Origin of the sequence: Pseudomonas sp. CC120222-01a, assembly GCF_003097235.1 — a bacterium.
Lineage (GTDB): Bacteria > Pseudomonadota > Gammaproteobacteria > Pseudomonadales > Pseudomonadaceae > Aquipseudomonas.
In genome coordinates this window covers 97,600-119,142 of the sequence record NZ_QEQQ01000017.1, presented here as the reverse complement: position 1 = coordinate 119,142, position 21,543 = coordinate 97,600, and the positions used below count along the sequence as shown (strand labels likewise).

The window sequence follows — 21,543 nt, the reverse complement described above, 5'->3', positions numbered from 1 at the left end:
ACTTGAGATCTGTGCAATATCTGTGGGAGCGGGCGAGCCCGCGAATAGGCCGGAACAGGCGAGATCAATCTTGAAATTCTTTGCAACAACCCGCTAGCCTGCGCCCCTCCTTTCTGGATGGACCCTGCCCCATGCAACCGCGCGATATCGCCGCCTACCTGTTCCTGGCCATCGCCTGGGGCTTTTCCTTCCTGGTGGTGCTCAAGGTGGTGCATGCCTTCGGCTGGGTCGGCGCGGTAAGCCTGCGCGCCTTCATCGCCGGCGGTACCCTGGCCATCCTCGCCGCCCTGCTGGGCCGGAGCTTGCGCCTGCGCCCGCTGCTCAAGCCGTTGCTGGTGGTCGGCGCCACCACCGTCGCCGGGCAATTGATCGGCCTGTCCTATGCCACCCCGCGCATCGGCACGGCCATGGCCGCGATCTTCGTTGCGACCATTCCGCTGTTCTCGATGATCATCGGCCGTGTCTGGGGCCTGGAGAAGATCAGCCCGCAAGGCCTGGTCGGCTTGTTGCTGGGCCTGCTGGGCATGGTCATGCTGGTGGGTTTCCCGGCGCAGGCAGTGACCGAGGACTTCATCCACGGCTGCCTCGCTTCGCTGTTCGGCTGCGTGTGCGCGGCCTTCGGCAGCAACTACGCCAGCCTGCACCTGCGCGGGCAGGACCCTTGGACCGTGACGGGCGGCGCGTTCCTGGCCGGTGGCCTGCTGACCTTGCCATTGCTGCTGATAGTCCCGGTGCCAACCTTGCCGCAGGCCAGCGACTGGCTGTATCTGGCGCTCAGCGGCAGTGTGATGAGCGCCACCACCTACGTGCTGTACTTCGGACTGGTGGCACGCATCGGTGCGACCCGCGCCATCAGCGTCGAGTTCGTCGTCACCCTGGTGGCGGTGCTGGTCGGCGCGCTGTTCCTCGGCGAAACCCTGAGCCTGCTGCAGGCCGCTGGCGGACTGGTGATCCTGCTCGGTTGCCTGCTGGTGCTGGGCTTGCTGCCAGGGCGCAAGCGCCGCCTGCCCAGTTAACGCTGGGCAGTGGCTTCGTCGGCAGGCGGGGTCAGCTGCAGCACGCGATTGCGCCCGCCTTCGGCGAGCAGGTAGCCACCCTTGCCATCGGCGATGATCGACTGCGGCGCCTTGAGGAAGGTCAGCACCACGTGCTGGGTGCCATCGGCGTCCACCCGCAGCAGGCGTGCGCGGTGGGTGTTGTCTTCGCTGATCCACAGGCCGCGCTGGTCGCACATCAGGAAGGTGGGATGGTGCAGGCCCTCGACCACTACCGGGTCTTTGCCGTCGTCGGATAACGCACGAACGATGCCGGTGCCTTTCTCGGTGTACAGCAGGCGGCCGTCGGCGCAGCGGGTCAGGCCTTCGGTTTCGGTCAGCCCCGAACGCAGCACTTCGAGCTGGCCGCTGGCCCAGTCATAACGCATCAGGCGCCCATTGCCCTTGCGATCTTCGATGGCATACAGGTGATCGCCATCGTTCCACAGCCCTTGCACACTGTTACCGTCGAACAGGTGGGTGACTTGACCATCGCGGGACAGGCTGACCGGTGCTTGACCGCCTTCCTGGCTGAACACCCAGCCACCTTGGGCCGCGATCATGCCGTCGGGCTTGGACAGGTTGTCGATCAGCACCACGCGGTCGCCGTTGGCGGAGATCTTGAGAATGCTGCCTTTGCCGTCATCCAGCTCGCGGCTGACCAGCAGGCTGCCGTCAGCCTGGGGCAGCAACGAAGCGGCCTTGGCCACGTCGCGGTGCAGCACCTCGACATTCCAGCCAGTGGCGGCCTGTACCGGGTAGAACGACTGCCAGGCGAAAAAACCCAGGGTGGCAGCCACCAGTCCAGTGGTGGCAGTCAGGGCGATACGGGTGCTGCGCCGGCGCAGGATGGGCATGAACGGGGCTCCTTTTGATTGGCCCGAATCCTAGCAAGAGGATGTGAAAATTTCGTCATCGGACGACATAGCAACAAAAGGATATAAAAAGAACAAAACAATCTAACCAAATGGAATTAAAAAATTGAAAGCCAAACGCCACCTCCTTAGGCTGGGTACACCGTTTCCCACCCAGCTCAAGGAGCGACGCCCATGCCCTTCTCCCCCCTGCGCCGCCTGCTCGTCGGCGGCCTCCTGACCGCTGTCGCCAGCAGCCTGCTACCCTGGTCCAGCGCCTTTGCCGAAGACAGCAAGACCCTGCGCATCGGTTATCAGAAGTTCAACAGCATCAACATCCTCAAAGGCAGTGGCGCGCTGGAAAAGGCCCTGGCGCCCCAGGGCGTGAAAGTCAGCTGGCACGAGTTCGCCGCCGGCCCGCAACTGCTCGAAGCGCTGAGCACCGGCGCCATCGACCTGGGCCACGCTGCCGACGCGCCGTCGGTATTCGCCCAGGCTGCCGGCAAGCCCGTGGTCTACCTGGCCGCCGAACAACCTTACCCGCGCGGCATCGGCCTGGTGGTGCGCGAGCAGGATCACCTCACCGCAGTGCAGGACCTCAAAGGCAAGCGCGTGGCCACCGGCCGCGGCTGGAACGCCCAATACTTGCTGGCGGTAGCCCTGGAGCAGGCCGGCCTGAGCTATCAGGACATCACCCCGGCCTATGTCAACAACGCCGCCGACGCCGTCGCCGCCCTGCAATCGGGCAGCGTGCAGGCCGTGACCTTGTGGGACCCGTTCCTCGCGGCAGCCGAAAGCCAGCCTGGCCTGAAGAACCTGCGCGACGGCAGCGGCCTGACCAACAACCGCACCTTCTACCTGTCCACCGCCGCTTTCGCCGACCAGCACCGCGACCTGCTGAAGACCTTCTTCAGCGAACTGGGCAAGGTCAGCCAGTGGGCCAACGCCAAGCCCGCCGAAGTCGCCGCACTGCTGGCACCGCAACTGGGCATCAACGCCAATGTGCTGGAGGTGGCCAGCGAGCGGCGCAACTATAACGCCGTGGCCATCACCCCACAGATCGTCGCCGAGCAGCAGAAGCTGGCCGATACCTTCCAGGGCCTGGGCCTGATCCCGCACAAGTTGCAGGTCGCCGATGCCGTCTACCCGGCCTCTGTATTGCCGTGACCAGGGAGTGAAGGCGATGCCCCGCCACATCCGTTTCAACGCCTTCAGTATGAACGCCGCCAGCCACCAGTCCCCGGGGCTGTGGCGCCACCCGCGCAACACCAGCGTGGCGTTCAACCGCCTCGATTACTGGACCGACCTCGCTCGCCTGCTGGAGCGCGGGCTGTTCGATGCGCTGTTCATCGCCGACGTGCTGGGTATCTACGACGTCTACCAGGGTGGCCCGCAAGCCGCCCTGCGCGGTGGCGTGCAGGTGCCGGTCAACGACCCGTTGCTGCTGGTGCCGGCCATGGCCGGGGTCACCGAGCACCTGGGGTTCGGCGTGACCTTTTCGCTGACCTATGAACACCCTTATCCCTTCGCCCGGCGCATGTCCACGCTCGACCACCTGAGCAATGGCCGGGTCGGCTGGAACATCGTCACCGGCTACCTCGACAGCGCCGCGCGCAACCTGGGCCTGGCCCGCCAGCTGGGCCATGACCAGCGTTACGACCTGGCCGAGGAATACCTGGAGGTGCTGTACAAACTCTGGGAAAAAAGCTGGGAAGACGATGCGGTGCAGCTGGAGCGCGAAACCGGCCGCTATATCGAACCGTCGAAAGTGCACGCCATCCGCCATGCCGGTGAGCATTTCCAGGTACCCGGCATGCACCTGTGCCAGCCCTCACCCCAGCGCACCCCGGTGCTGTTCCAGGCCGGCGCCTCGGCCCGCGGCCAACAGTTCGCCGCCCGGCATGCCGAGTGCGTGTTCATCAGTGGCCCGACGCCCACCGTGCTGCGCCGCTACGCCGACGGCATCCGCCAGGCCAGCGAAGTAGCCGGGCGTGGCCGCGATGAGGTGCTGATCTATGCCCAGGCGCTGCTGATCGTCGCGCCGACCACTCAGGAAGCCCAGGCACGCTTTGCCGAATACCGCCGCTACGTCGATCTGGACGCCGCCCTTGCCTTGCTCTCAGGCTGGACCGGTATCGACTTCGCAGGCCTCGACCCGGATGCCCCCATCGAATACGTCGAAAACGATGCTGGCCGTGCCGCCCTGGCGGCATTCACCGCCGCCGACCCGAACCGCCGCTGGACCGTGCGTGAGGCCGCCGAATTCGTCGGCCTGGGCGGGCGTGGCCCGGTCCTGGTCGGTTCGCCCGGCGAAATTGCCGATCAGTTGGAACACTGGCTCGACCAGACCGGCATCGACGGTTTCAACCTCACCTACGCCGTGCAACCGGATGACCTGGCCAATGTCGTCGACCTGCTGGTACCGGAGCTGCAGCGCCGTGGTCGCTACCCGCTGAGCTACACCGACGGCACCTTGCGCCACAAGCTGTTCGGCCAGGGCGACCGGCTGCCCGAAGCCCACGCAGGGCGCCAGGTTCGCATTCAGTAACTGAATGTCGAGTATTTCAACATTTAATTTGTGGATGATGCGGACTGCCCCATATGCTGTCCGCACATCCCCTGCACGCACCGGCCGGTGTGGTCCAAGGCACGGGGAGAGAACAACAAGTCGAGACCGCTCATGTCGAACCACTCCTACTTCGCCCCCCACGGTGGGCACCCAGCTCAGACCGAGCTGCTGACTGACCGTGCCATGTTCACCGAAGCCTATGCCGTCATCCCTAAAGGGGTGATGCGTGACATCGTCACCAGCCACCTGCCGTTCTGGGACAAGATGCGCATGTGGGTCATCGCCCGCCCGCTGACCGGTTTTGCCGAAACCTTCTCGCAGTACATCGTCGAAGTGGCCCCGGAAGGCGGCAGCGAGCGCCCTGAGCTGGACCCGAACGCAGAAGCCGTGGTGTTCATCGTCGAAGGCGAACTGGACATCACCGTCGAAGGCAAGCACCACACCCTGACCCCAGGCGGCTATGCCTTCCTGGCCCCGGGCGCCGAGTGGAGCCTGCGCAACAACAGCAAGGCCAACGTCACCTTCCACTGGCTGCGCAAGCACTACCAGAAAGTCGAAGGCCTGGCCGTACCTGAGTCGTTCGTCACCCACCGCGACAACGCCACCGTCATCGAGATGCCGGGCACCGAAGGCCGTTGGGTCACCACCCGCTTCGTCGACATGGCCGACATGCGCCACGACATGCACGTCAACATCGTCACCTTCCAGCCGGGCGGCGTGATTCCGTTCGCGGAAACCCACGTCATGGAACACGGCCTGTATGTGCTGGAAGGCAAGGCGGTGTACCGCCTGAACCAGGACTGGGTCGAAGTGGAAGCCGGCGACTTCATGTGGCTGCGCGCCTTCTGCCCGCAAGCCTGCTACGCCGGCGGCCCAGGCAAGTTCAGCTACCTGCTGTACAAGGACGTGAACCGCCACGTGCACCTGACCCTCAACCCACAGCGTTGAGTTCAGGCTGATGCCCGAAAGCCCGCCACCTGGCGGGCTTTCTGTTTGCCGCTCATACTGATAAGCCCTGCCCCTAGCGCGGTGCTCGCCATGAACCGCTGCCTGCTGCTTGCGGTACTGCTTGTCTCCGGCGCCAGCCTGGCGGCTGACGACTGGAAGATCGCCTACGACCGCGAAGGTATCCGTGTGTACCTGGCTGCGGCACCTGATTCGCCCTACCAGCAGTTTCGCGGCGTCAGCACCATGAAAGCCAGCGTGCGCACCCTCACCGACCTTCAGGAAAACCTGCGGGTGGCGTGCAAGTGGCTGTACGCCTGCGAACAGATGCGCTTGCTGGACGTGGATGGCGACAGCACCTGGGTCTACCTGACCACCAACCTGCCGTGGCCGACCCTGCCGCGCGACATCATTCTCAAGGTCCGCACCGAGCGCCTGGATGACGGCACCCTGGTACGGCACCTGAGCGCCGAACCGAACCGCCTGCCAGAAGAGCCGGGGTTGATCCGCGTACAGCACCTGTCGGGCGAATGGGTCATGAAGCCGCTCGGCGAACGGGAAACCGAGGTGACCTACCAGTTGCAGGCCGACCCTGCCGGCGACGTGCCGGGCTGGCTGGCCAACCGCTTCGTGGTCGATGCCCCGGTGGTGACGCTGCGCACATTGCGTGCGGTAGCCGAGCGCCAACCCTGAGCAGCCCTTTCGCCCTGCCGCGTTTTCTGCCACTGTCGGCGCGCGACGCGGACCAGCGCGTCGCGCCTTGCCAGGACGTCGAATGAAAACACAAGAAAACAGCGATACGCACAAAGGCTACCGTCGCATCATCCCATCGATGACTGCGCTCCTTGAGTTCGAAGCGGTCGCCCGCCACAGCAGTGTCACCCTGGCGGCCCGTGAGCTGGGCGTGACCCAGGCGGCGGTCAGCAAACAGATCCGGCAGCTCGAGGAAAACCTTGGGGTACAACTGTTCCAGCGGCTGCACCGCGGCATCCGCCTGACCAGTGAAGGCCAGGCGATGTTCGCAGTGATGTCCGAGTCCTTGCAGAAAATCGCGGCAATGTTCGACCGCCTCAGTGAAGGCAGCAGCGAACAGGAACTGGTGCTCAGCACCACCGCAACCTTTTCCCAGCTGCGGGTGATGCCACGCCTGAGCAACCTGCGCGCGGCCATGCCTCACGTGCGTCTGCGCCTGGCGACGCAGATGTTCACCGGCGACCTGCGCAATCATGACATCGACCTGCTGGTGCGCTACGGCAATGGCCGCTGGGAAGACGGCACCGCGTTGCAACTGTTCGAGGAAGAGGTGTTTCCGGTGTGTTCACCGGCCTGGCTGGCACGCAATAGCATGCCGGACTCGCTCGAAGCCCTGTACAACGCCGACCTGCTCGACGCCGATGCCACCACCGAGGGCTGGATGACCTGGCCAACGTGGTTCCGCGCCCTCGGCGGCAACCCGCCGAAGCTCGATTACGGGCTGCGCTGCCACCTGTACACCGACACCATCCAGGCCGCATTGCACGGCCATGGCGTGGCGCTGGGCTGGGGGCGCATGCTCGATCACCTGCTGGCCTCGGGCGAGCTGGTGCGCCTGACCGACCTGGCGGTGAAACCGCGCGAAGCGTATTACCTGGTGGTCCCCCATGGCCGTGACACCACGGCCACGGTACTGGGGCTGGTGGAGTGGCTGCGCAGCTGAGCTGCCAAGGCTTACGCTGTAGTTGTGGGAGCCGTGCTTGCCGGCTCCCACAGGGATCGCGACAACTTCAAGAAATGGATTACTGAACGACCCCACAAGCCACGCGGGCCCCGCCACCGCCCAGCTTCTCTGGATGGTCACTATGGTTGTCGCCACCGGCATGCACCATCAGCGCGTGGCCTTTGAAATCGGTAGCTTTCAGACGTGGCGCCAATACCGGGTAGGTGGCCTTGCCGTCGGCGCCCACATACAGCGCCGGCAGGTCACCACGGTGGCCACTGTCATCATAGGGGCCTTTGTGTGCGTTGGTGGCGTCAGGGTCCCAGTGCCCGCCCGCCGCGCCAGCTGGTACTGGCTTGCCGTTTTCCTCTGCCGCTGCGCACGAACCCTGCTGGTGCAGGTGGAAGCCATGTACGCCGGGGGGCAGGTCCTTGAGGTCGGGGGTGAGCACGGTGCCGTACTTGTTCTGTTCGATGCTGATGGTCCCGATCGACTTGCCCGGGCCGTCCGCCCCGGCCAGCTTCAATTCCACCGTCTGTGCGGCCTGGGCGAGACCGGCCGAGGCCAGCAATGCGGTGAAGACTACTGCTTTCATGTGGTTTCTCCATGGCGTGGGATAGACGGGTTTCGTACCCGCGTAACGAGTGGGACTGCGCAGCTTGCCAGGCATTCCATTCAGCCACAGACTGAAACACTTCCCTCGCCGCCCGGAGCCCGTTCGCGTGTCCCTCAAAGCCCTGCGCACCCTGGTGACCATCGCCCGCCACGGCACCTTCGCCCGTGCCGCCGATCTGCTCAGCCTCACCCCTTCGGCCGTGAGCCTGCACATCAAGACCCTCGAAGACGAACTCAAGGTCGCGCTGTTCGACCGCAGCCGTCGCCAGGTGGTGCTGACCGAAGCCGGGCAACTGGCGGTAGCGCGGGCCGAGCATATCCTCGGCGCCTATGACGAGCTGGCCGATGCCCTGGCCAGCGGCCCGAGCCTGCGTGGCCGCTTGCGCCTGGGGGCGATCCACACAGTCCTCGCCCGGCGCCTGCCCAAGGCCCTGGTCTGGATCAAGGCCCATCACCCGGAACTGCACATCAGCGTCAACTCAGGGATGTCGGCCGAGCTTGCACGGCGCGTCGAGGACGGCGAGCTGGATGCAGCGATCACCACGGAGCCGGTCAGCCCCTACCCGCAGAACCTGATTTTCACGCCACTGTTCGAGGACCGCTTCTGGGCCATCGCCAGCCCCGAACTGGCTGGCCAGAGCCTGCCGCAGCTGTTGGCAGGCCAACCGTTCCTGCGCTTCGACAAGCGTGCATGGGCCGGGCGGCAGATCGAGCAGGAACTGCGCCGCCAGCATCTGCAGGTCAGCGAACAGATGGAACTGGACAGCCAGGAAGCACTGGCGCGCATGGCGGTGATGGGGCTCGGGGTAGCGATCATTCCCATGGCCGATGACGACCTGCAACGCTTGCCGCCGGCCACCTGCCTGCCCTTTGGTGAGCCACAACTGGTACGGCGGGTAGTGTTGCTGGAACATGAAAAGAGCCAACGCCGGCACCTCAGTGCTGTGTTGAGGACCGCCATGGACGCGTGAAGGTACAGTTTTCCTCATCAGTCAGTGCAGAAATCAACGTTTTTCCCAATCAGTCAGCCACGCTAACCTGTGCCCGTACCCGACCACGGAACGACCACCATGCTTCACCTGCTGCTGACCACACTCGTGCCGATCATCTTGCTGATTGCCCTGGGCACCTTCCTGCGCATCCGCGGCTTTCTCGCCGAGTCGTTCTGGCCGGGCGCCGAACGCCTGAGCTATTACGTGCTGCTGCCGTCGCTGTTCCTGCATGGCCTGGCCACGGCCAATCTCGATGGCGTGCCGGTGCTGGGCATGGTCGGTGTACTGATGCTTTCCACCCTGCTTGGCGCCGTGCTGCTGGTGCTCTACCAGGGTGCAGTGAACCACGACGGCGCCGACTTCACCTCAGTGTTCCAGGGCGGCGTGCGCTTCAACAACTACATCGGCGCCACCCTCGCCGCCGGCATCTACGGCAGCGCCGGGATTGCCCTGGCCGCGGTGGCCAACGCCGCCATCGTGCCCTTGGTCAATCTGCTCTGCGTGCTGGTATTTGCCCGCTTCAGCGCACGCCACAGCTCCCCGGCAACGGTGTTGCGGGCCATCTTCGCCAACCCGCTGATCGTCGGCTGCGCCGGGGGCCTGTTGTTGCGGGTCACTGGCCTGGGCCTGCCGGCCGGCCTGGAGCCCACGGTCAAGGCGCTGGGCCAGGCCGCCCTGCCCCTGGGCCTGCTGTGCGTGGGCGCTGCACTCGGCGGCGCCAGTCTCGGCCAGCAAGTGCGGCCATTGCTGGCGGCATCGGCGTTCAAGTTCCTGGTCATGCCGCTGACCACCTGGGGCCTGTGCCGCCTGCTCGGGTTGAGCGGCCAGGCAGCGGTTGTGGCGGTGCTGTTCCAGGCTTTGCCGACCGCTTCGTCGTCTTACGTGATGGCGCGGCAGATGGGCGGCAACGCGCCGCTGATGGCCACCATCATTGCCCTGCAGACCGTGCTGGCTGCCGCGACCTTGCCTTTGGTGCTAATGCTTACGCTGAAGTGATTGCGCTTGGCTAGACTGTGACTCAGCCCACACTTCGGAAAATTGACCATGCGCTTCTCGTGGATGCTGATCGGCTTGACCTCGGCCCTGCTCGCAGGCCCTTTGCATGCCGCCGACAGTGCCAAGGCCGCAGTGGCCGAGGACAAGGCGCAAAACCTGGAGAAAAAGGTGGTGGAGGACGCTCCACCGCCGAAAAAGGCAGAAACCATCACCCCTGGCGAAGTGCAGGCGGTGGACCCTGCAGGCCAGGCGCCGATGGATGACAGCATCACCTGCCTGGCCCGCACCATCTATTGGGAAGCCAAGGGTGCCGACGGCGAAGACATGAGCGCAGTGGCCAACGTGGTGATCAACCGCTTGGGCAAGGATGGCTTTCCCGACACCATCTGCGGGGTGGTCAAGCAAGGCGTGGAAACCAAATCCTGCCAGTTTTCCTGGTGGTGTGACGGCCGCCCGGACCAGGTCGAGGAAAAGGACCGCTACGACATCGCCAAGGAAATCGCCCGCAAGGCCTTGAACCAGCAACTCAAGGACAGCACTGGCGGCGCGCTGTACTTCCATGACCGCCAGGTGCACCCGAGCTGGGCCAAGGCCTATCGCAAGACCGCCGAGACCCGGCATTTCCTGTTCTACAAGCCGAATCAGGAACTGGCGCGCTGATCCGCCACTGCACTTTTCTGGCGCTCACCGGTCTACTCCCTCTTTTGCTGCCCGCAAGTCATTGCTGGCGTTATCGATGCTTTGCACGAGACTGGGCCAAAAGCCTCGCGCTTGTGTAGGATGAGCAGCGCATACCAAGACGCTGCCAGTCACAGGGAGATCCACATGCGCGTCCTGTCATCCGTTGCCGCCTTGTCGCTGGGCCTGGTCCTGTCGACCGGGGCCTTGGCCGTCACCGGCGAAGAAGCGCAACTGATCGATTCGATCAATACCTACCGCAGCCAGGCCCAGCGCTGCGGGGACCAGGTGTCGGTGGAACTACCGCCGCTCAACAGTGACACGCGCCTGGCACTGTCGCCGGAGGGCACTCGCGACCTGCAGCAGGCCATGAGCCGCGCGGCCTACCCGATGGTCAACGTCCAGGCGATCAGCCTGTCCGGCCCACGTGATGCGAACGCTGCCATGAATGCCATCAAGGAGAGCTTCTGCCAGGTGGTGCTCGACCCGCAGTTTGTCGACATCGGCGTCAGCCAGGAAGGCCGCGACTGGCGCATCGTGCTGGCCCGGCCCTTGCTCAGCGGGCGCCTGGGTGACTGGCAGGCCGAGGGGCAGAAGCTGCTGCAGGCCATCAATGCCGCACGCAAGGCCCCCCGCCAATGCGGCGGCCAGCCGTTTGCCGCAGCCCCTGCGCTGAGCTGGAGCGCGGCGCTGGCGGGCGTGGCAGCCAGCCATACGCGGGCCATGGCCAACCAGAACTTCTTCGACCACATCGACAAGGACGGGCGCACGCCGGGTGACCGGGCAGAACTGGCTGGCTACCTGTACCAGCAGATCGGCGAAGACATCGCTGCCGGGCGCGACACCGCGCAGAAGGTGGTCGATGGCTGGCTCGACAGCCCCGGCCACTGCGCCACCCTGATGAACCCGGACTTCCGCGAAATGGGCGCGGCCTATGCGGTAGACCCGAAGAGCGATGCCGGCATCTACTGGACCGGCCTGTTCGGCACGCCGCAATGACCCTGTAGGAGCGGCCTTGTGTCGCGAAAGGGTCGCATAGCGGCCCCAGGATTTCAGCTTCAACACGTTAACCGCCAGGGGCCGCTTTGCGGCCCTTTCGCGACACAAGGCCGCTCCTACACGATGCGTGTAGCACTTGTGCGCAGCGCCAGCGCCGTGCAGCCAAACCGCCGCCGCACGCACTTGCCCAGGTAGCTGGCATCGCCCAGGCCGACCTCATCGGCGATCTGCGCCAGGCTGTGACTGGAGTTGAGCAATCGCCAACGCGCCTGCTGCAGGCGCATCTCCAGCCACCAGGCCTTGGCGCTCATGCCGTGACTGGCCTGGAACTGGCGGTCCAGCTGACGGCGGCTGATGCCGAGCTCCGCAGCCAGCTGTTCGATCGACCCTTGTGCCCCCAGGTGATGACGCATCAGCGCCAACGCACGCTGCACCTGGCGCCCCTGCCCGGCACCGGCCTCCAGTGAACGCAAGGCATGGCGGCTGTCGCGTGATTCGTCGACCAGCATGTCGGCCAGGCCCTTGAGCGCCCGGGCACGCCCGCAGGCACCTGCCAGCAGTTCCACCGCCAAGTCGATGGCTGCCGTGCCGCCGGCACAGGTGATGCGCGCGCCATCAATGCAGTACAACTGCTCGCGCAGTACTTGCAGATGCGGGAAGGATGCCCGGAACTCCGCCTCATGGCGCCAGTGCACCACGACCTTGTGGCCGTCCAGCAGGCCGCAAGCGGCCAGCAGGAAGGCAGCGTTGTCGATGGCGACCAGCTTCACCCCCGCCTTGGCCGCTCGCTTGAGCAAGGGCTTGTAGCTCGGCGCCAACGCGGCAGTAGCTTCGGCATTGCGGCTGCCGAACAGCACCAGGTAGTCGTAGTTTTCCCACTGCAGCTGTTCGGCAATGGCCTGCACCTGCATCACCGCACCGCTGCTCGACGGCACGGGCTCGCCGGTCAGGCTGGCCAGGGTCCAGCTGCAGTAGCGCTGCTGGCTGTAATCCTCGTCGTCGGCGCTGAAGCGCAGCTTGTCGAGAAACGCACCGAATGGCAGCAGGGCGAAGTCCGGTAACGGCAAGATCAGCAGGCGGATATCAGGGATCATTCAAAACGGGTCCAAAAAACACCATTGAATGTCCAGATCATACCCTTCACTTGCAGTGCCGTCGCATAGACTGGCCGCTCTTGAATAGCGAAGGCGCACATCATGGCTCTGGATACCTGGTTGATCTACCTGCTGGCGAGCATCGGCCTGTCGCTGACGCCCGGTCCGAACAGCCTGCTCGCCCTGACCCACGGCGCGCTGTATGGCACACGGCGCACGCTATTCACCATTGTTGGCGGGGTGTTCGGCTTCAGTGCACTGATTGCCCTGGCGATGTTCGGACTGACGGCGCTACTGCAGACCTCAGCCTCGGTACTGACCGTGCTCAAGTGGGTGGGCGGCGCCTATCTGGTGTGGCTGGGCATTCAGCTCTGGCGCAGCCCTGCCCTGCATCTGGAGGTGACCGAGCGTGCAGCCCGCCTGAGCAACCTGGGGATGTTCCGCCAAGGCCTGCTGTCCGCGATCGCCAACCCCAAGGTGCTGTTGTTCTATGGCGCCTTCCTGCCGCAGTTCATCGACCCGCAGCGTGGGCTGTTGCTGCAGTTCGTGATCATGGCGGCGACCTTTGCCAGCGTGGAATGCGTGGTCGAGTACGTGCTGGCGCGCCTGGCGTTTCGTATCCGGCCATGGCTGGCCAAGGGCGGCAAGGGCTTCAATCGTTGCTGCGGGAGCCTGTTCGCGTTGATTGGCGTGGCCTTGCCGCTGGGCCGCTAAGTGCTTACCCTCGCCGCGAGGCCAGCAGGAAGGCCACCAGAGCCACGCCCGGCAGAGCCGCCCCCACCAGCGCCACACCGTGCCAACCCTGTTGGGCAAATACCGCACTGGCCACCGCCGACCCCGCTGCACCGCCCAGGAAGATGCTGGTCATGTACAGCGCATTCAGCCGCCCGCGGCTGGCCGGGTCCAGTGCATAGACTTCGCGCTGGCCGATGACCATGTTCATCTGCACTGCAAAATCCAGCAGCACCCCAGTCAGCCCCAGGCCGATCACGCTGTAGCCGGGCGTGGTCAGTCCCATCAGCAGCGCCAGCGGCGCCAACACCAGGGCCAGCAACGAGCCGGCACGGGCATGACCGGCATCGGCCAGGCGGCCCGCCATCGGTGCAGCAATGGCACCCACCGCGCCGACCAGGGCGAACAAGGCGATCTGGCTTTGCGACAGGCCATGCTCGTTGGCCAGGGCCAGCGGCACCGCAGTCCAGTAGAGGCTGAAAGCCGCGAACATCAACGCCTGGTACAGCGAGCGCTGGCGCAGCACCGGGTATTGGCGCAGCAAGGCGACCAACGACAGCATCAGCCCGGCGTAGCTCGCCTTGTGCTCAGGCACCCGACGCGGCAGGGTCAGCGCCAGCAACAGGATGATTGCCAACATCAGGCCAGCAGCGCCGATGAATACCGTGCGCCAGCCAAAGTGGTCGGCGACCAGGCTAGACAACGGCCGCGCCAGCAGAATGCCTAGCAGCAGGCCGCCCATGATGTTGCCGACCACCCGCCCGCGCTGTTGCTCAGGCGCAAGGTGCGCGGCCAGCGGAATGAGCATCTGCACAGCCACCGAACTGAAACCGATCAGCAAGGCATAGACCAGGAACAGTTGCCCCTGGCCGCTGCTGTTGGTCCCCGCCAGCAACAGGCTGACGCAGGCCAGCACGGCGGTGATGATCATCAAACGGCGGTTTTCCACCAGGTCTGCCAGTGGCACCAGCAACAGCAGGCCCAGTGCGTAGCCCAGTTGGGTCAGCGACACGATCAGGCTGGCGCGCTCAGTGGACAGCCCCAGGTCCGGGGCGATCAGCCCGACGATGGGCTGCGCGTAGTAGATATTGGCGACGATCGCGCCACAACAGAACGCCAGCAGCGCGACCAGGGCACGGCTCAGGCCGGCATGGGCTGGCTGGGCAGCAGCAAGGGAGGGATTCATGCGAGGGACCTCGGCATCGGGTTGGAATATGCCAGGCACCTTACCGAGCGCTTGCCTGCGAGAGAATCCGGCCCCGGCGCAACGAGGCTTTGCGCAAGGCGCAACGACAGGGGATCAGGGTTTGAGCAGGCCTTCGCAAAAGCCGATGAACGCGTTGACCCGCCGAGAGCCGCGATGGTTGGGCAAATACAAGGCATTGATGCTGTCGTTGGCGGTGCCGGGGCTGACCTGCCAGTCTGCAAACACCCGCTGCAGGCGCCCGGCCGCCACATCCTCGCGCACCAGCCAGTCAGCCAGCAAGGCGATGCCGCTGCCGGCCAGTGCCGCTTCGCGCAACAGGTCGGCATTGGCGCTGCGCAACGGCCCGCTCACGTCCAGTTCCAGTGCCTCATCGGCCCGCTGCAGGCGCCAGGCGCGCGCCTTCTGCCCGTAGCGAAAACGCAGGCAGGCGTGCTGCAGCAACTGCTCGGGATGCAGCAGCGCGTCGCGCCTGGCCAGGTAATCGGGGCTTGCCACCAGCCAGCGCTGGAAGCGGCCGAGTGGCCGGCACACCAGTTCGTCGTGCGGTGATGGGTCGCCGAGGCGAATGGACAGGTCGTAGCGGCCGTCGAGCAGGTCATCGAGCCGGTCGCTCATGTCGATGTCCAGCTCCAGCGACGGGTGGCGGGCCAGGAAAGGCCCCAGGTGCGGTGCGATCACGCGGCGGCCGAACTCCACAGGCAAGCACAGGCGCAGCACGCCGACCGGCTCATCGCCACGGTCGGCGACGCTGGCATCGGCCTCGTCCAGCGCATCGAAGATTTCCTTTGCCCGGGCGTAGTAACGTGCGCCCGCTTCGGTCAGGCTGACCTGGCGCGTGGAGCGGTTGAGCAAGGTCGTGCCGAGCTCCGACTCCAGCCCATCGACCAGGCGCGTCACCGAAGAGGTGGCGACGCCGAGCCTGCGCGCTGCCGCTGAAAAGCCCTGGGCATCGACTGTCGTGGTGAACATCCTCATCGCCAGGAGCTTGTCCATGGATACCCCGATTCTCAAATCTCGGAACAGTCCTACAAACCACGAAGCGGGTCAAGAAGCGCACGACAGAGCGATCAGGTCCATAGTGGAAGCACCTCCACCAGCACGAGAACGGCCCATGCCCCTCACCAACCTGCTCAACGCCCTCCCCCATTGCGACCCTGCCGCTGCCGAGCGGGTCGATGAACTGCTGCGGCGCCCCGGCCTGCGCATCGAACGCATCGTTTCCTGCGGCCAGGCCAGCCCACCCGGGTTCTGGTACGACCAGGCCGAAGGCGAATGGATCATGCTTTTGACTGGCAGCGCCGGGCTGCGCCTTGAGCACGAGGACTACACCCGCTTGCTGGTGCCGGGCGACTGCGTGGATATTCCGGCGCATTGCCGTCATCGCGTGGAATGGACGGCCCAAGGGCAGCCGACTATCTGGCTTGCCGCGTTCTATGGCATCGACTCGCCGTGGCCGACGCATTGAGGCACCCAACGGTCATGCTACAAAAGTCTAGGCGGTCAATTTTATATATCGGATAAACACCGCGTTTAATGCAATTTTGAATGCCTGATCTAAGCTTTTAGCCACATCTTCGCAAGTTCAGCCCTGCGACAATCAGCCCCATGAAATTATGTACCAACTTGTTAATTAGCAAGCTAAGGGCTTAAACTGCGCACATTCCACCTGCTGAGATCCCTGGCATGAACGAAACACCGCGCGCCTCTGGCGCCACAAACATCATCCTGGTCGGCTTGGGCGTGATCGTCGCCCTGCTCGGCCTGCTCCTGGCTGCTGGCGGCATCAAGCTCGCCGGCCTGGGCGGTTCCTGGTACTTCCTGATCGGTGGCCTGGCCATGGCCATCGCCGGTATTCTCATCGCTCGCCGCAAGCAGGCCGGCGCCTGGCTGTACGCGGCGTTCCTGGTCGGTACCGCGATCTGGGCACTGGTCGACGCCGGCCTGGTGTTCTGGCCACTGTTCTCGCGCCTGTTCATGTTCGGCGCGATCGGCATGGTGGTGGCGCTGGTCTACCCGATGCTCGCCCGTGCCAATGGCGCCAGCGCCGGCCGTGGTGCCTACGGCATCGCCGGCGTGCTGGCCGTGGTGCTGGTGATCGCTGCCGGCAACATGTTCGTCGCCCACCCAAGTGTTGCTCCCACCGGCAAAGGCCCGGGCATGACCCCGGTCGAAGCCGGCAAGGAGCAGAAGGACTGGGCCCACTACGGCAACACCGAAGGTGGCAGCCGCTTCGCCGCGCTGGACCAGATCAACCGCGACAACGTCAACAAGCTCAAGGTGGCCTGGACCTACCACACCGGTGACGTCGCCATCAGCGACGGCAACGGTGCCGAAGACCAGCTGAGCCCGCTGCAGATCGGCAACAAGGTGTTCATCTGCACCCCGCACAACAACCTGATCGCCCTCGATGCCGACACCGGCAAAGAGCTGTGGAAGAACGAAATCAACGCCCAGTCCAAGGTCTGGCAGCGTTGCCGTGGCATGGCCTACTTCGACGCCACCGCCGCGATCGCCCAGCCGACCCAGCCGAACAGCTCGCCAATCACCGGCGGCAGCGTCGCAGCCGGTGCCAATTGCCAGCGTCGCCTGCTGACCAACACCATCGACGGTCGCCTGATCGCTGTTGACGCCGACAACGGCCAGTTCTGCCAGGGCTTCGGCAACAACGGCCAGGTCAACCTGATGGCCGGCCTGGGTAACGTGCCGGACTCCTACTACCAGCTGTCCTCCGCACCGCTGATGGCCGGTACCACCGTGGTGGTTGGCGGCCGCGTCGCCGACAACGTCCAGACCGACATGCCAGGCGGCGTGATCCGTGGTTTCGACGTGATCACCGGTGAAATGCGCTGGGCCTTCGACCCGGGCAACCCGGAAGACCGCAAGGCGCCGGAAGGTGACAACACCTACGTGCGCAGCACTCCGAACAGCTGGGCACCGATGTCCTACGACCCGGCAATGAACACCGTGTTCCTGCCAATGGGCTCGTCGTCCACCGACATCTATGGCGTTGAACGCAGCAAGCTGGACCACACCTACGGTGCTTCCGTGCTGGCCCTGGACGCCACCACCGGTAACCAGAAGTGGGTCTTCCAGACCGTGCACAACGACCTCTGGGACTTCGACCTGCCGATGCAGCCAAGCCTGATCGACTTCACCAAGGACGACGGCAAGTCCGTGCCTGCCGTGGTGATCGGTACCAAGGCCGGGCAGATCTACGTGCTCGACCGCGCCACCGGCAAACCGCTGACCCAGGTCGACGAAGTGCCGGTCAAGCCAAGCAACATCCCCAACGAGCCGTACTCCCCGACCCAGCCCAAATCGGTAGGCATGCCGCAGATCGGCGCGCAGACCCTGAGCGAATCAGACATGTGGGGTGCCACGCCGTACGACCAACTGCTGTGCCGTATCGACTTCAAGAAGATGCGCTACGACGGCCTGTACACCGCGCCGGGTACCGACCTGTCGCTGAGCTTCCCGGGTTCGCTGGGTGGCATGAACTGGGGCAGCCTCTCCACCGACCCGGTGCATGGCTTCATCTTCGTCAACGACATGCGCCTGGGCCTGTGGATCCAGATGATCCCATCGCAGAACAAGGGTGACGCAGCCTCCGGCGGTGAAGCACTTAACACCGGCATGGGCGCTGTACCGCTCAAGGGCACCCCGTACGCAGTGAACAAGAACCGCTTCCTGTCGGTTGCCGGCATCCCGTGCCAGGCGCCGCCATTCGGCACCCTGACCGCCATCGACATGAAGACCCGCCAGATCGCCTGGCAGGTACCGGTCGGTACCGTGGAAGACACCGGCCCCCTGGGCATCCGCATGCACCTGCCGATCAAGATCGGCCTGCCGACCCTCGGCGGCACCCTGTCGACCCAAGGCGGCCTGGTGTTCATCGCCGGCACCCAGGACTTCTACCTGCGCGCCTACGACAGCAGCAACGGTAACGAAATCTGGAAAGCCCGCCTGCCTGTCGGCAGCCAGGGTGGCCCGATGACCTACGTTTCGCCGAAGACCGGCAAACAGTACGTGGTGATCACCGCTGGCGGTGCGCGCCAGTCGACTGATCGTGGCGACTACGTGATTTCTTACGCCCTGCCGTAAGACCGCGTCGCTGCATTCGCGGGCAAGCCCGCTCCCACAGGTTCTCTGCTGATCCTGATGAGAGCGGGCTTGTTCGCGAATGGCCCCCCGAAAACAACACGAGACACAGCAATGCCATCCGCAATCCGCATCACCCCAACCCTGCTTCTGGCCCTGGCCAGCACCACCGCCCTGGCCGACGGCGACCTGCTCAACCGCAGCACCATGACCGGTGACTGGGGCGGCCTGCGTCACCAGCTCGAAGAAGACGGCGTCAAGATCACCGGCGACTACAGCGGTGAAACCGCGTACAACGCCCACGGCGGTCTGCACCGCTCGGCGCGCTATTCGCAGAACATCAAGCTCGGCGCACAGTTCGACCTGTCGAAACTGTACGGCCTGGAAAACGGCGGCAAGGTCCAGCTGACCATCAACGACCGCCGCGGCAACAGCGCCTCGGAAGACCTGGTCGGCAACCGCCTGCCGATCCAGGAAAACTACGGTGGCCTGTACACCCGCCTGACCGAACTGAGCTACGAGCGCACCCTGTTCACCCCGGCGCTCAACGTCAAGCTCGGCTACATGGCCATGGGCAACGACCTCGGCGGCCTCGACAGCGGCATCCTGTGCAACTTCATGAACGCCGGCTTCTGCGGCCACCCGCTGAACATGTCCGGCGGCAGCGGCTGGACCAACTACCCCAACGCCCACCTCGGCGTGCGCGTGAAGTACGACCTGTCGCCGTCCTGGCAGCTGCGCGTGGCAGCATTCAACGTCGACCCGGAAAGCAACGGCAACTCCAGCCGCGCCTGGCACCTGGGGCCCAAGCACACCACCGGCACCGTGGTGCCTGTGGAACTGGTGTACAAGCTGCAGGGCGAACTGCCGGGCGAGTACAAGCTGGGTTACTACTACGACAGCTCCGACGTGAAGCGCGTCGACAGCAGCAAGGAAGTGTCCGGTCGCGGTGGCCACTACCTGCTGGTCGACCAGGCCGTGTGGAACGACGCCGGCTCGCCGGGCCGCAGCCTGCACGCCTTCGGCCAGTACTCGGCAGCGAGCGAGGCCGCCTCGCCGTTCACCAAGTGGTATGGCGCCGGGGTGGTGCTGTACAAGCCGTTCGAAGGCCGCCCGCGCGATACCGTGGCCCTGGGCTATGGCCGCGCCGTGCCGAACCCACGTAGCCGCGATGTGCTGGAAGACGCCGCATTCAATGCCGGGCAGCAGTTCCCCAACATCGACAATGCCGAGCAGTTGGTCGAACTGAGCTATGGCTACCAGGCCACGCCGTGGCTGAACCTGCGCCCGGATGTGCAGTACATCATCGAGCCAGGGGCGTTCTCCGGGAAGGACATCGACAACGCGCTGGTCTTCGGCCTGCAGGTCAAGGCAACCTTCTAAACTGCCGGGGGCCGCGCTGCGGCCCCTTCCCGGCGGTTCGGCAACACAATCGCCTGGCACACCGTCTAGCCTCGGTCTTTACTCAACCCTTCAGCGCAAGGGAGAGCAAGCCCGATGACCACCGCAACGGAAGGCAAACTCAACGTCTGGGCGCTCACCGCCCTGGTCGTCGGCTCGATGGTCGGTGCCGGCATCTTCTCCCTCCCGGCCACCTTCGGCCGCGCCACTGGCGGCCTGGGCGCGATCATCGCCTGGTGCATCGCCGGCTTCGGCATGCTCATGCTGGCCTTCGTGTTCCAGACCCTCGCCCGCCGCCGCCCCGACCTCGACTCCGGGATCTACGCCTACGCCAGCGCCGGCTTCGGCAGCTACCTGGGTTTTGCCTCGGCATTCGGCTTCTGGGCCGGCACCTGCATTGGCAACGTCTCCTACTTCATCCTCATCAAATCCACCCTCGGCGCCTTCTTCCCGGTGTTCGGCGAAGGCAACACGGTGGCCGCCATCGCGGTTTCCTCGGTGCTGCTGTGGGCCTTCCACTTCCTGGTGCTGCGCGGGGTACAGCAGGCCGCCGCGATCAACACCATCGCCACGGTGGCGAAGATGATCCCGATCCTGGTGTTCATCGTAGTGATCGTTGCCGCCTTCGACAGCGAGCTGTTTTCGCTGAACTTCTGGGGTACCGCCGCAGCTGGCCCAGCCGCCGATCTGGCCCACCTGGACGACTATGGCCGGGTCGGGCATGCCGCCGCCGAGATGCTGCCACCGACCGAATCCCTGTTCGAGCAGGTGCGCAGCACCATGCTGGTCACCGTGTTCGTGTTTCTCGGCATCGAAGGCGCCAGCGTCTATTCGCGCTATGCACGCAATCGGCGTGACGTCGGCATCGCCACGGTGCTCGGCTTCATCGGCGTGCTGTGCCTGCTGGTGCTGATCACCCTGCTCAGCTACGGCGTGATGCTGCGCCCGGAGCTTGCCGGCTTGCGCCAACCGTCGATGGCCGGCGTGCTGGAGGCCATTGTCGGGCGTTGGGGGGCGATCTTCATCAGCATCGGGCTGATCGTCTCGGTGCTCGGCGCTTACCTTTCGTGGACATTGCTCGCCGCCGAGGTGCTGTACAGCGCTGCTCATGACCAGGCCATGCCGGCCTTCCTCACCCATGAGAACCCGCACAAGGTGCCCTCGGCAGCGCTGTGGCTGACCACGCTGTTCGTGCAGTTGTTCCTGTTGCTGACCTGGTTCACCGAGTACGCCTTCACCTTGGCGCTGGAGTTGACCAGTTCGCTGACGCTGATCCCGTACCTGTTGGTGGCAGCCTATGCATTGAAGCTGGCATCCAGCCGCGAGACCTATGAAAACGACGCCCGAGAGCGTGGCAAGGATCTGCTGATCGCCTTGCTGGCGACGGCCTATGCGGTATTGATGGTGTGGGCGGGAGGGATGAAATATCTGCTGCTATCGGCCGTGATCTATGGGCCGGGGACAGTGCTGTATTTCAAGGCGAGGATGGAGCAGCAGCGGCAGGTGTTCAATGGTTTCGAGCGAGTTGTGTTTGCTGTGGTGGTGCTGGGGGCCGTGATTGCGGTGTATGGGTTGGTCAGTGGGGCGATTGAGATCTGATTATCAAGCCTGTGGCCTCTTCGCGGGCGCGCCC

The 21,543-nt window shown here is 64.9% G+C and carries 20 protein-coding genes; 15 read left to right on the top strand and 5 right to left on the bottom strand.

Annotation, left to right across the window (positions count from 1 at the left end):
* Positions 1-131 precede the first annotated feature (131 nt).
* Positions 132-1,016, top strand: coding sequence for a DMT family transporter (locus N430_RS20720; RefSeq protein WP_110634966.1), 885 nt, complete (start codon positions 132-134; stop codon positions 1,014-1,016).
* On the opposite strand, the gene N430_RS20715 is transcribed toward N430_RS20720, so the two are convergent.
* Entirely contained in the window at positions 1,013-1,891 is an 879-nt protein-coding gene (locus N430_RS20715) for an SMP-30/gluconolactonase/LRE family protein (RefSeq protein ID WP_110634963.1), read from the bottom strand. The genes N430_RS20720 and N430_RS20715 overlap by 4 nt on opposite strands.
* A 192-nt stretch (positions 1,892-2,083) precedes the next feature.
* On the opposite strand from N430_RS20715, the gene N430_RS20710 reads away from it, so the two are divergent.
* The 5 genes from N430_RS20710 (at position 2,084) to N430_RS20690 (ending at position 7,098) form a co-directional block, all read left to right on the top strand.
* Positions 2,084-3,055, top strand: coding sequence for an aliphatic sulfonate ABC transporter substrate-binding protein (locus N430_RS20710; protein ID WP_110634960.1), 972 nt, complete (start codon positions 2,084-2,086; stop codon positions 3,053-3,055).
* A 16-nt stretch (positions 3,056-3,071) separates the two neighbouring features.
* Entirely contained in the window at positions 3,072-4,436 is a 1,365-nt protein-coding gene (locus N430_RS20705) for an LLM class flavin-dependent oxidoreductase (RefSeq protein ID WP_110634958.1), read from the top strand.
* Between the two features lie 132 nt (positions 4,437-4,568).
* Positions 4,569-5,405, top strand: a complete 837-nt coding sequence (locus tag N430_RS20700; RefSeq protein ID WP_027918838.1) for a bifunctional allantoicase/(S)-ureidoglycine aminohydrolase — start codon at positions 4,569-4,571, stop codon at positions 5,403-5,405.
* Between the two features lie 90 nt (positions 5,406-5,495).
* On the top strand, positions 5,496-6,095 hold the full coding sequence (locus tag N430_RS20695) for an START domain-containing protein (protein WP_110634955.1): 600 nt from the start codon (positions 5,496-5,498) through the stop codon (positions 6,093-6,095).
* Between the two features lie 82 nt (positions 6,096-6,177).
* Positions 6,178-7,098 (top strand): LysR substrate-binding domain-containing protein, encoded by a 921-nt coding sequence (locus tag N430_RS20690; protein WP_110634952.1) that lies wholly within the window; start codon positions 6,178-6,180, stop codon positions 7,096-7,098.
* A 79-nt stretch (positions 7,099-7,177) separates the two neighbouring features.
* Here N430_RS20690 and sodC read toward each other — a convergent pair whose 3' ends face one another.
* Positions 7,178-7,693: a superoxide dismutase family protein gene (gene sodC, locus N430_RS20685; protein WP_110634949.1), complete on the bottom strand. Its 516-nt coding sequence runs from the start codon at positions 7,691-7,693 to the stop codon at positions 7,178-7,180.
* Positions 7,694-7,820: 127 nt separating this feature from the next.
* Between sodC and N430_RS20680 the strand changes: the two genes are divergently transcribed.
* The 4 genes from N430_RS20680 (at position 7,821) to N430_RS20665 (ending at position 11,378) form a co-directional block, all read left to right on the top strand.
* Positions 7,821-8,684, top strand: a complete 864-nt coding sequence (locus N430_RS20680; protein WP_110634945.1) for a LysR family transcriptional regulator — start codon at positions 7,821-7,823, stop codon at positions 8,682-8,684.
* Between the two features lie 99 nt (positions 8,685-8,783).
* Positions 8,784-9,701: an AEC family transporter gene (locus N430_RS20675; protein WP_110634942.1), complete on the top strand. Its 918-nt coding sequence runs from the start codon at positions 8,784-8,786 to the stop codon at positions 9,699-9,701.
* 48 nt (positions 9,702-9,749) lie between these two features.
* Positions 9,750-10,361 (top strand): cell wall hydrolase, encoded by a 612-nt coding sequence (locus N430_RS20670; RefSeq protein ID WP_110634939.1) that lies wholly within the window; start codon positions 9,750-9,752, stop codon positions 10,359-10,361.
* A gap of 165 nt (positions 10,362-10,526) precedes the next feature.
* Positions 10,527-11,378 (top strand): CAP domain-containing protein, encoded by an 852-nt coding sequence (locus tag N430_RS20665; protein ID WP_110634936.1) that lies wholly within the window; start codon positions 10,527-10,529, stop codon positions 11,376-11,378.
* 116 nt (positions 11,379-11,494) lie between these two features.
* Here the strand turns inward: N430_RS20665 and N430_RS20660 are convergent, their stop codons facing one another.
* A complete protein-coding gene (locus N430_RS20660; RefSeq protein WP_110634933.1) occupies positions 11,495-12,472 on the bottom strand; it encodes a GlxA family transcriptional regulator in 978 nt (325 codons plus the stop codon).
* Positions 12,473-12,574: 102 nt separating this feature from the next.
* Between N430_RS20660 and N430_RS20655 the strand changes: the two genes are divergently transcribed.
* Positions 12,575-13,186: a LysE family translocator gene (locus tag N430_RS20655; protein WP_110634930.1), complete on the top strand. Its 612-nt coding sequence runs from the start codon at positions 12,575-12,577 to the stop codon at positions 13,184-13,186.
* A gap of 4 nt (positions 13,187-13,190) precedes the next feature.
* Here the strand turns inward: N430_RS20655 and N430_RS20650 are convergent, their stop codons facing one another.
* Positions 13,191-14,390 carry an MFS transporter gene (locus tag N430_RS20650; protein WP_110634927.1) on the bottom strand — a complete coding sequence of 400 codons (1,200 nt, stop codon included), beginning with the start codon at positions 14,388-14,390 and terminating at the stop codon, positions 13,191-13,193.
* Between the two features lie 114 nt (positions 14,391-14,504).
* On the bottom strand, positions 14,505-15,404 hold the full coding sequence (locus N430_RS20645; protein WP_110634924.1) for a LysR family transcriptional regulator: 900 nt from the start codon (positions 15,402-15,404) through the stop codon (positions 14,505-14,507).
* 118 nt (positions 15,405-15,522) lie between these two features.
* On the opposite strand from N430_RS20645, the gene N430_RS20640 reads away from it, so the two are divergent.
* The 4 genes from N430_RS20640 to N430_RS20625 all read left to right on the top strand — a co-directional run bounded on the left by N430_RS20640 (position 15,523) and on the right by N430_RS20625 (position 21,509).
* Entirely contained in the window at positions 15,523-15,876 is a 354-nt protein-coding gene (locus N430_RS20640) for a cupin (RefSeq protein ID WP_110634921.1), read from the top strand.
* 218 nt (positions 15,877-16,094) lie between these two features.
* Positions 16,095-18,512, top strand: coding sequence for a glucose/quinate/shikimate family membrane-bound PQQ-dependent dehydrogenase (locus N430_RS20635; protein WP_110634919.1), 2,418 nt, complete (start codon positions 16,095-16,097; stop codon positions 18,510-18,512).
* A 111-nt stretch (positions 18,513-18,623) separates the two neighbouring features.
* Positions 18,624-19,892 carry a carbohydrate porin gene (locus N430_RS20630; protein ID WP_110634916.1) on the top strand — a complete coding sequence of 423 codons (1,269 nt, stop codon included), beginning with the start codon at positions 18,624-18,626 and terminating at the stop codon, positions 19,890-19,892.
* A 114-nt stretch (positions 19,893-20,006) separates the two neighbouring features.
* Positions 20,007-21,509, top strand: a complete 1,503-nt coding sequence (locus tag N430_RS20625; protein WP_110634913.1) for an amino acid permease — start codon at positions 20,007-20,009, stop codon at positions 21,507-21,509.
* Positions 21,510-21,543: the final 34 nt, after the last annotated feature.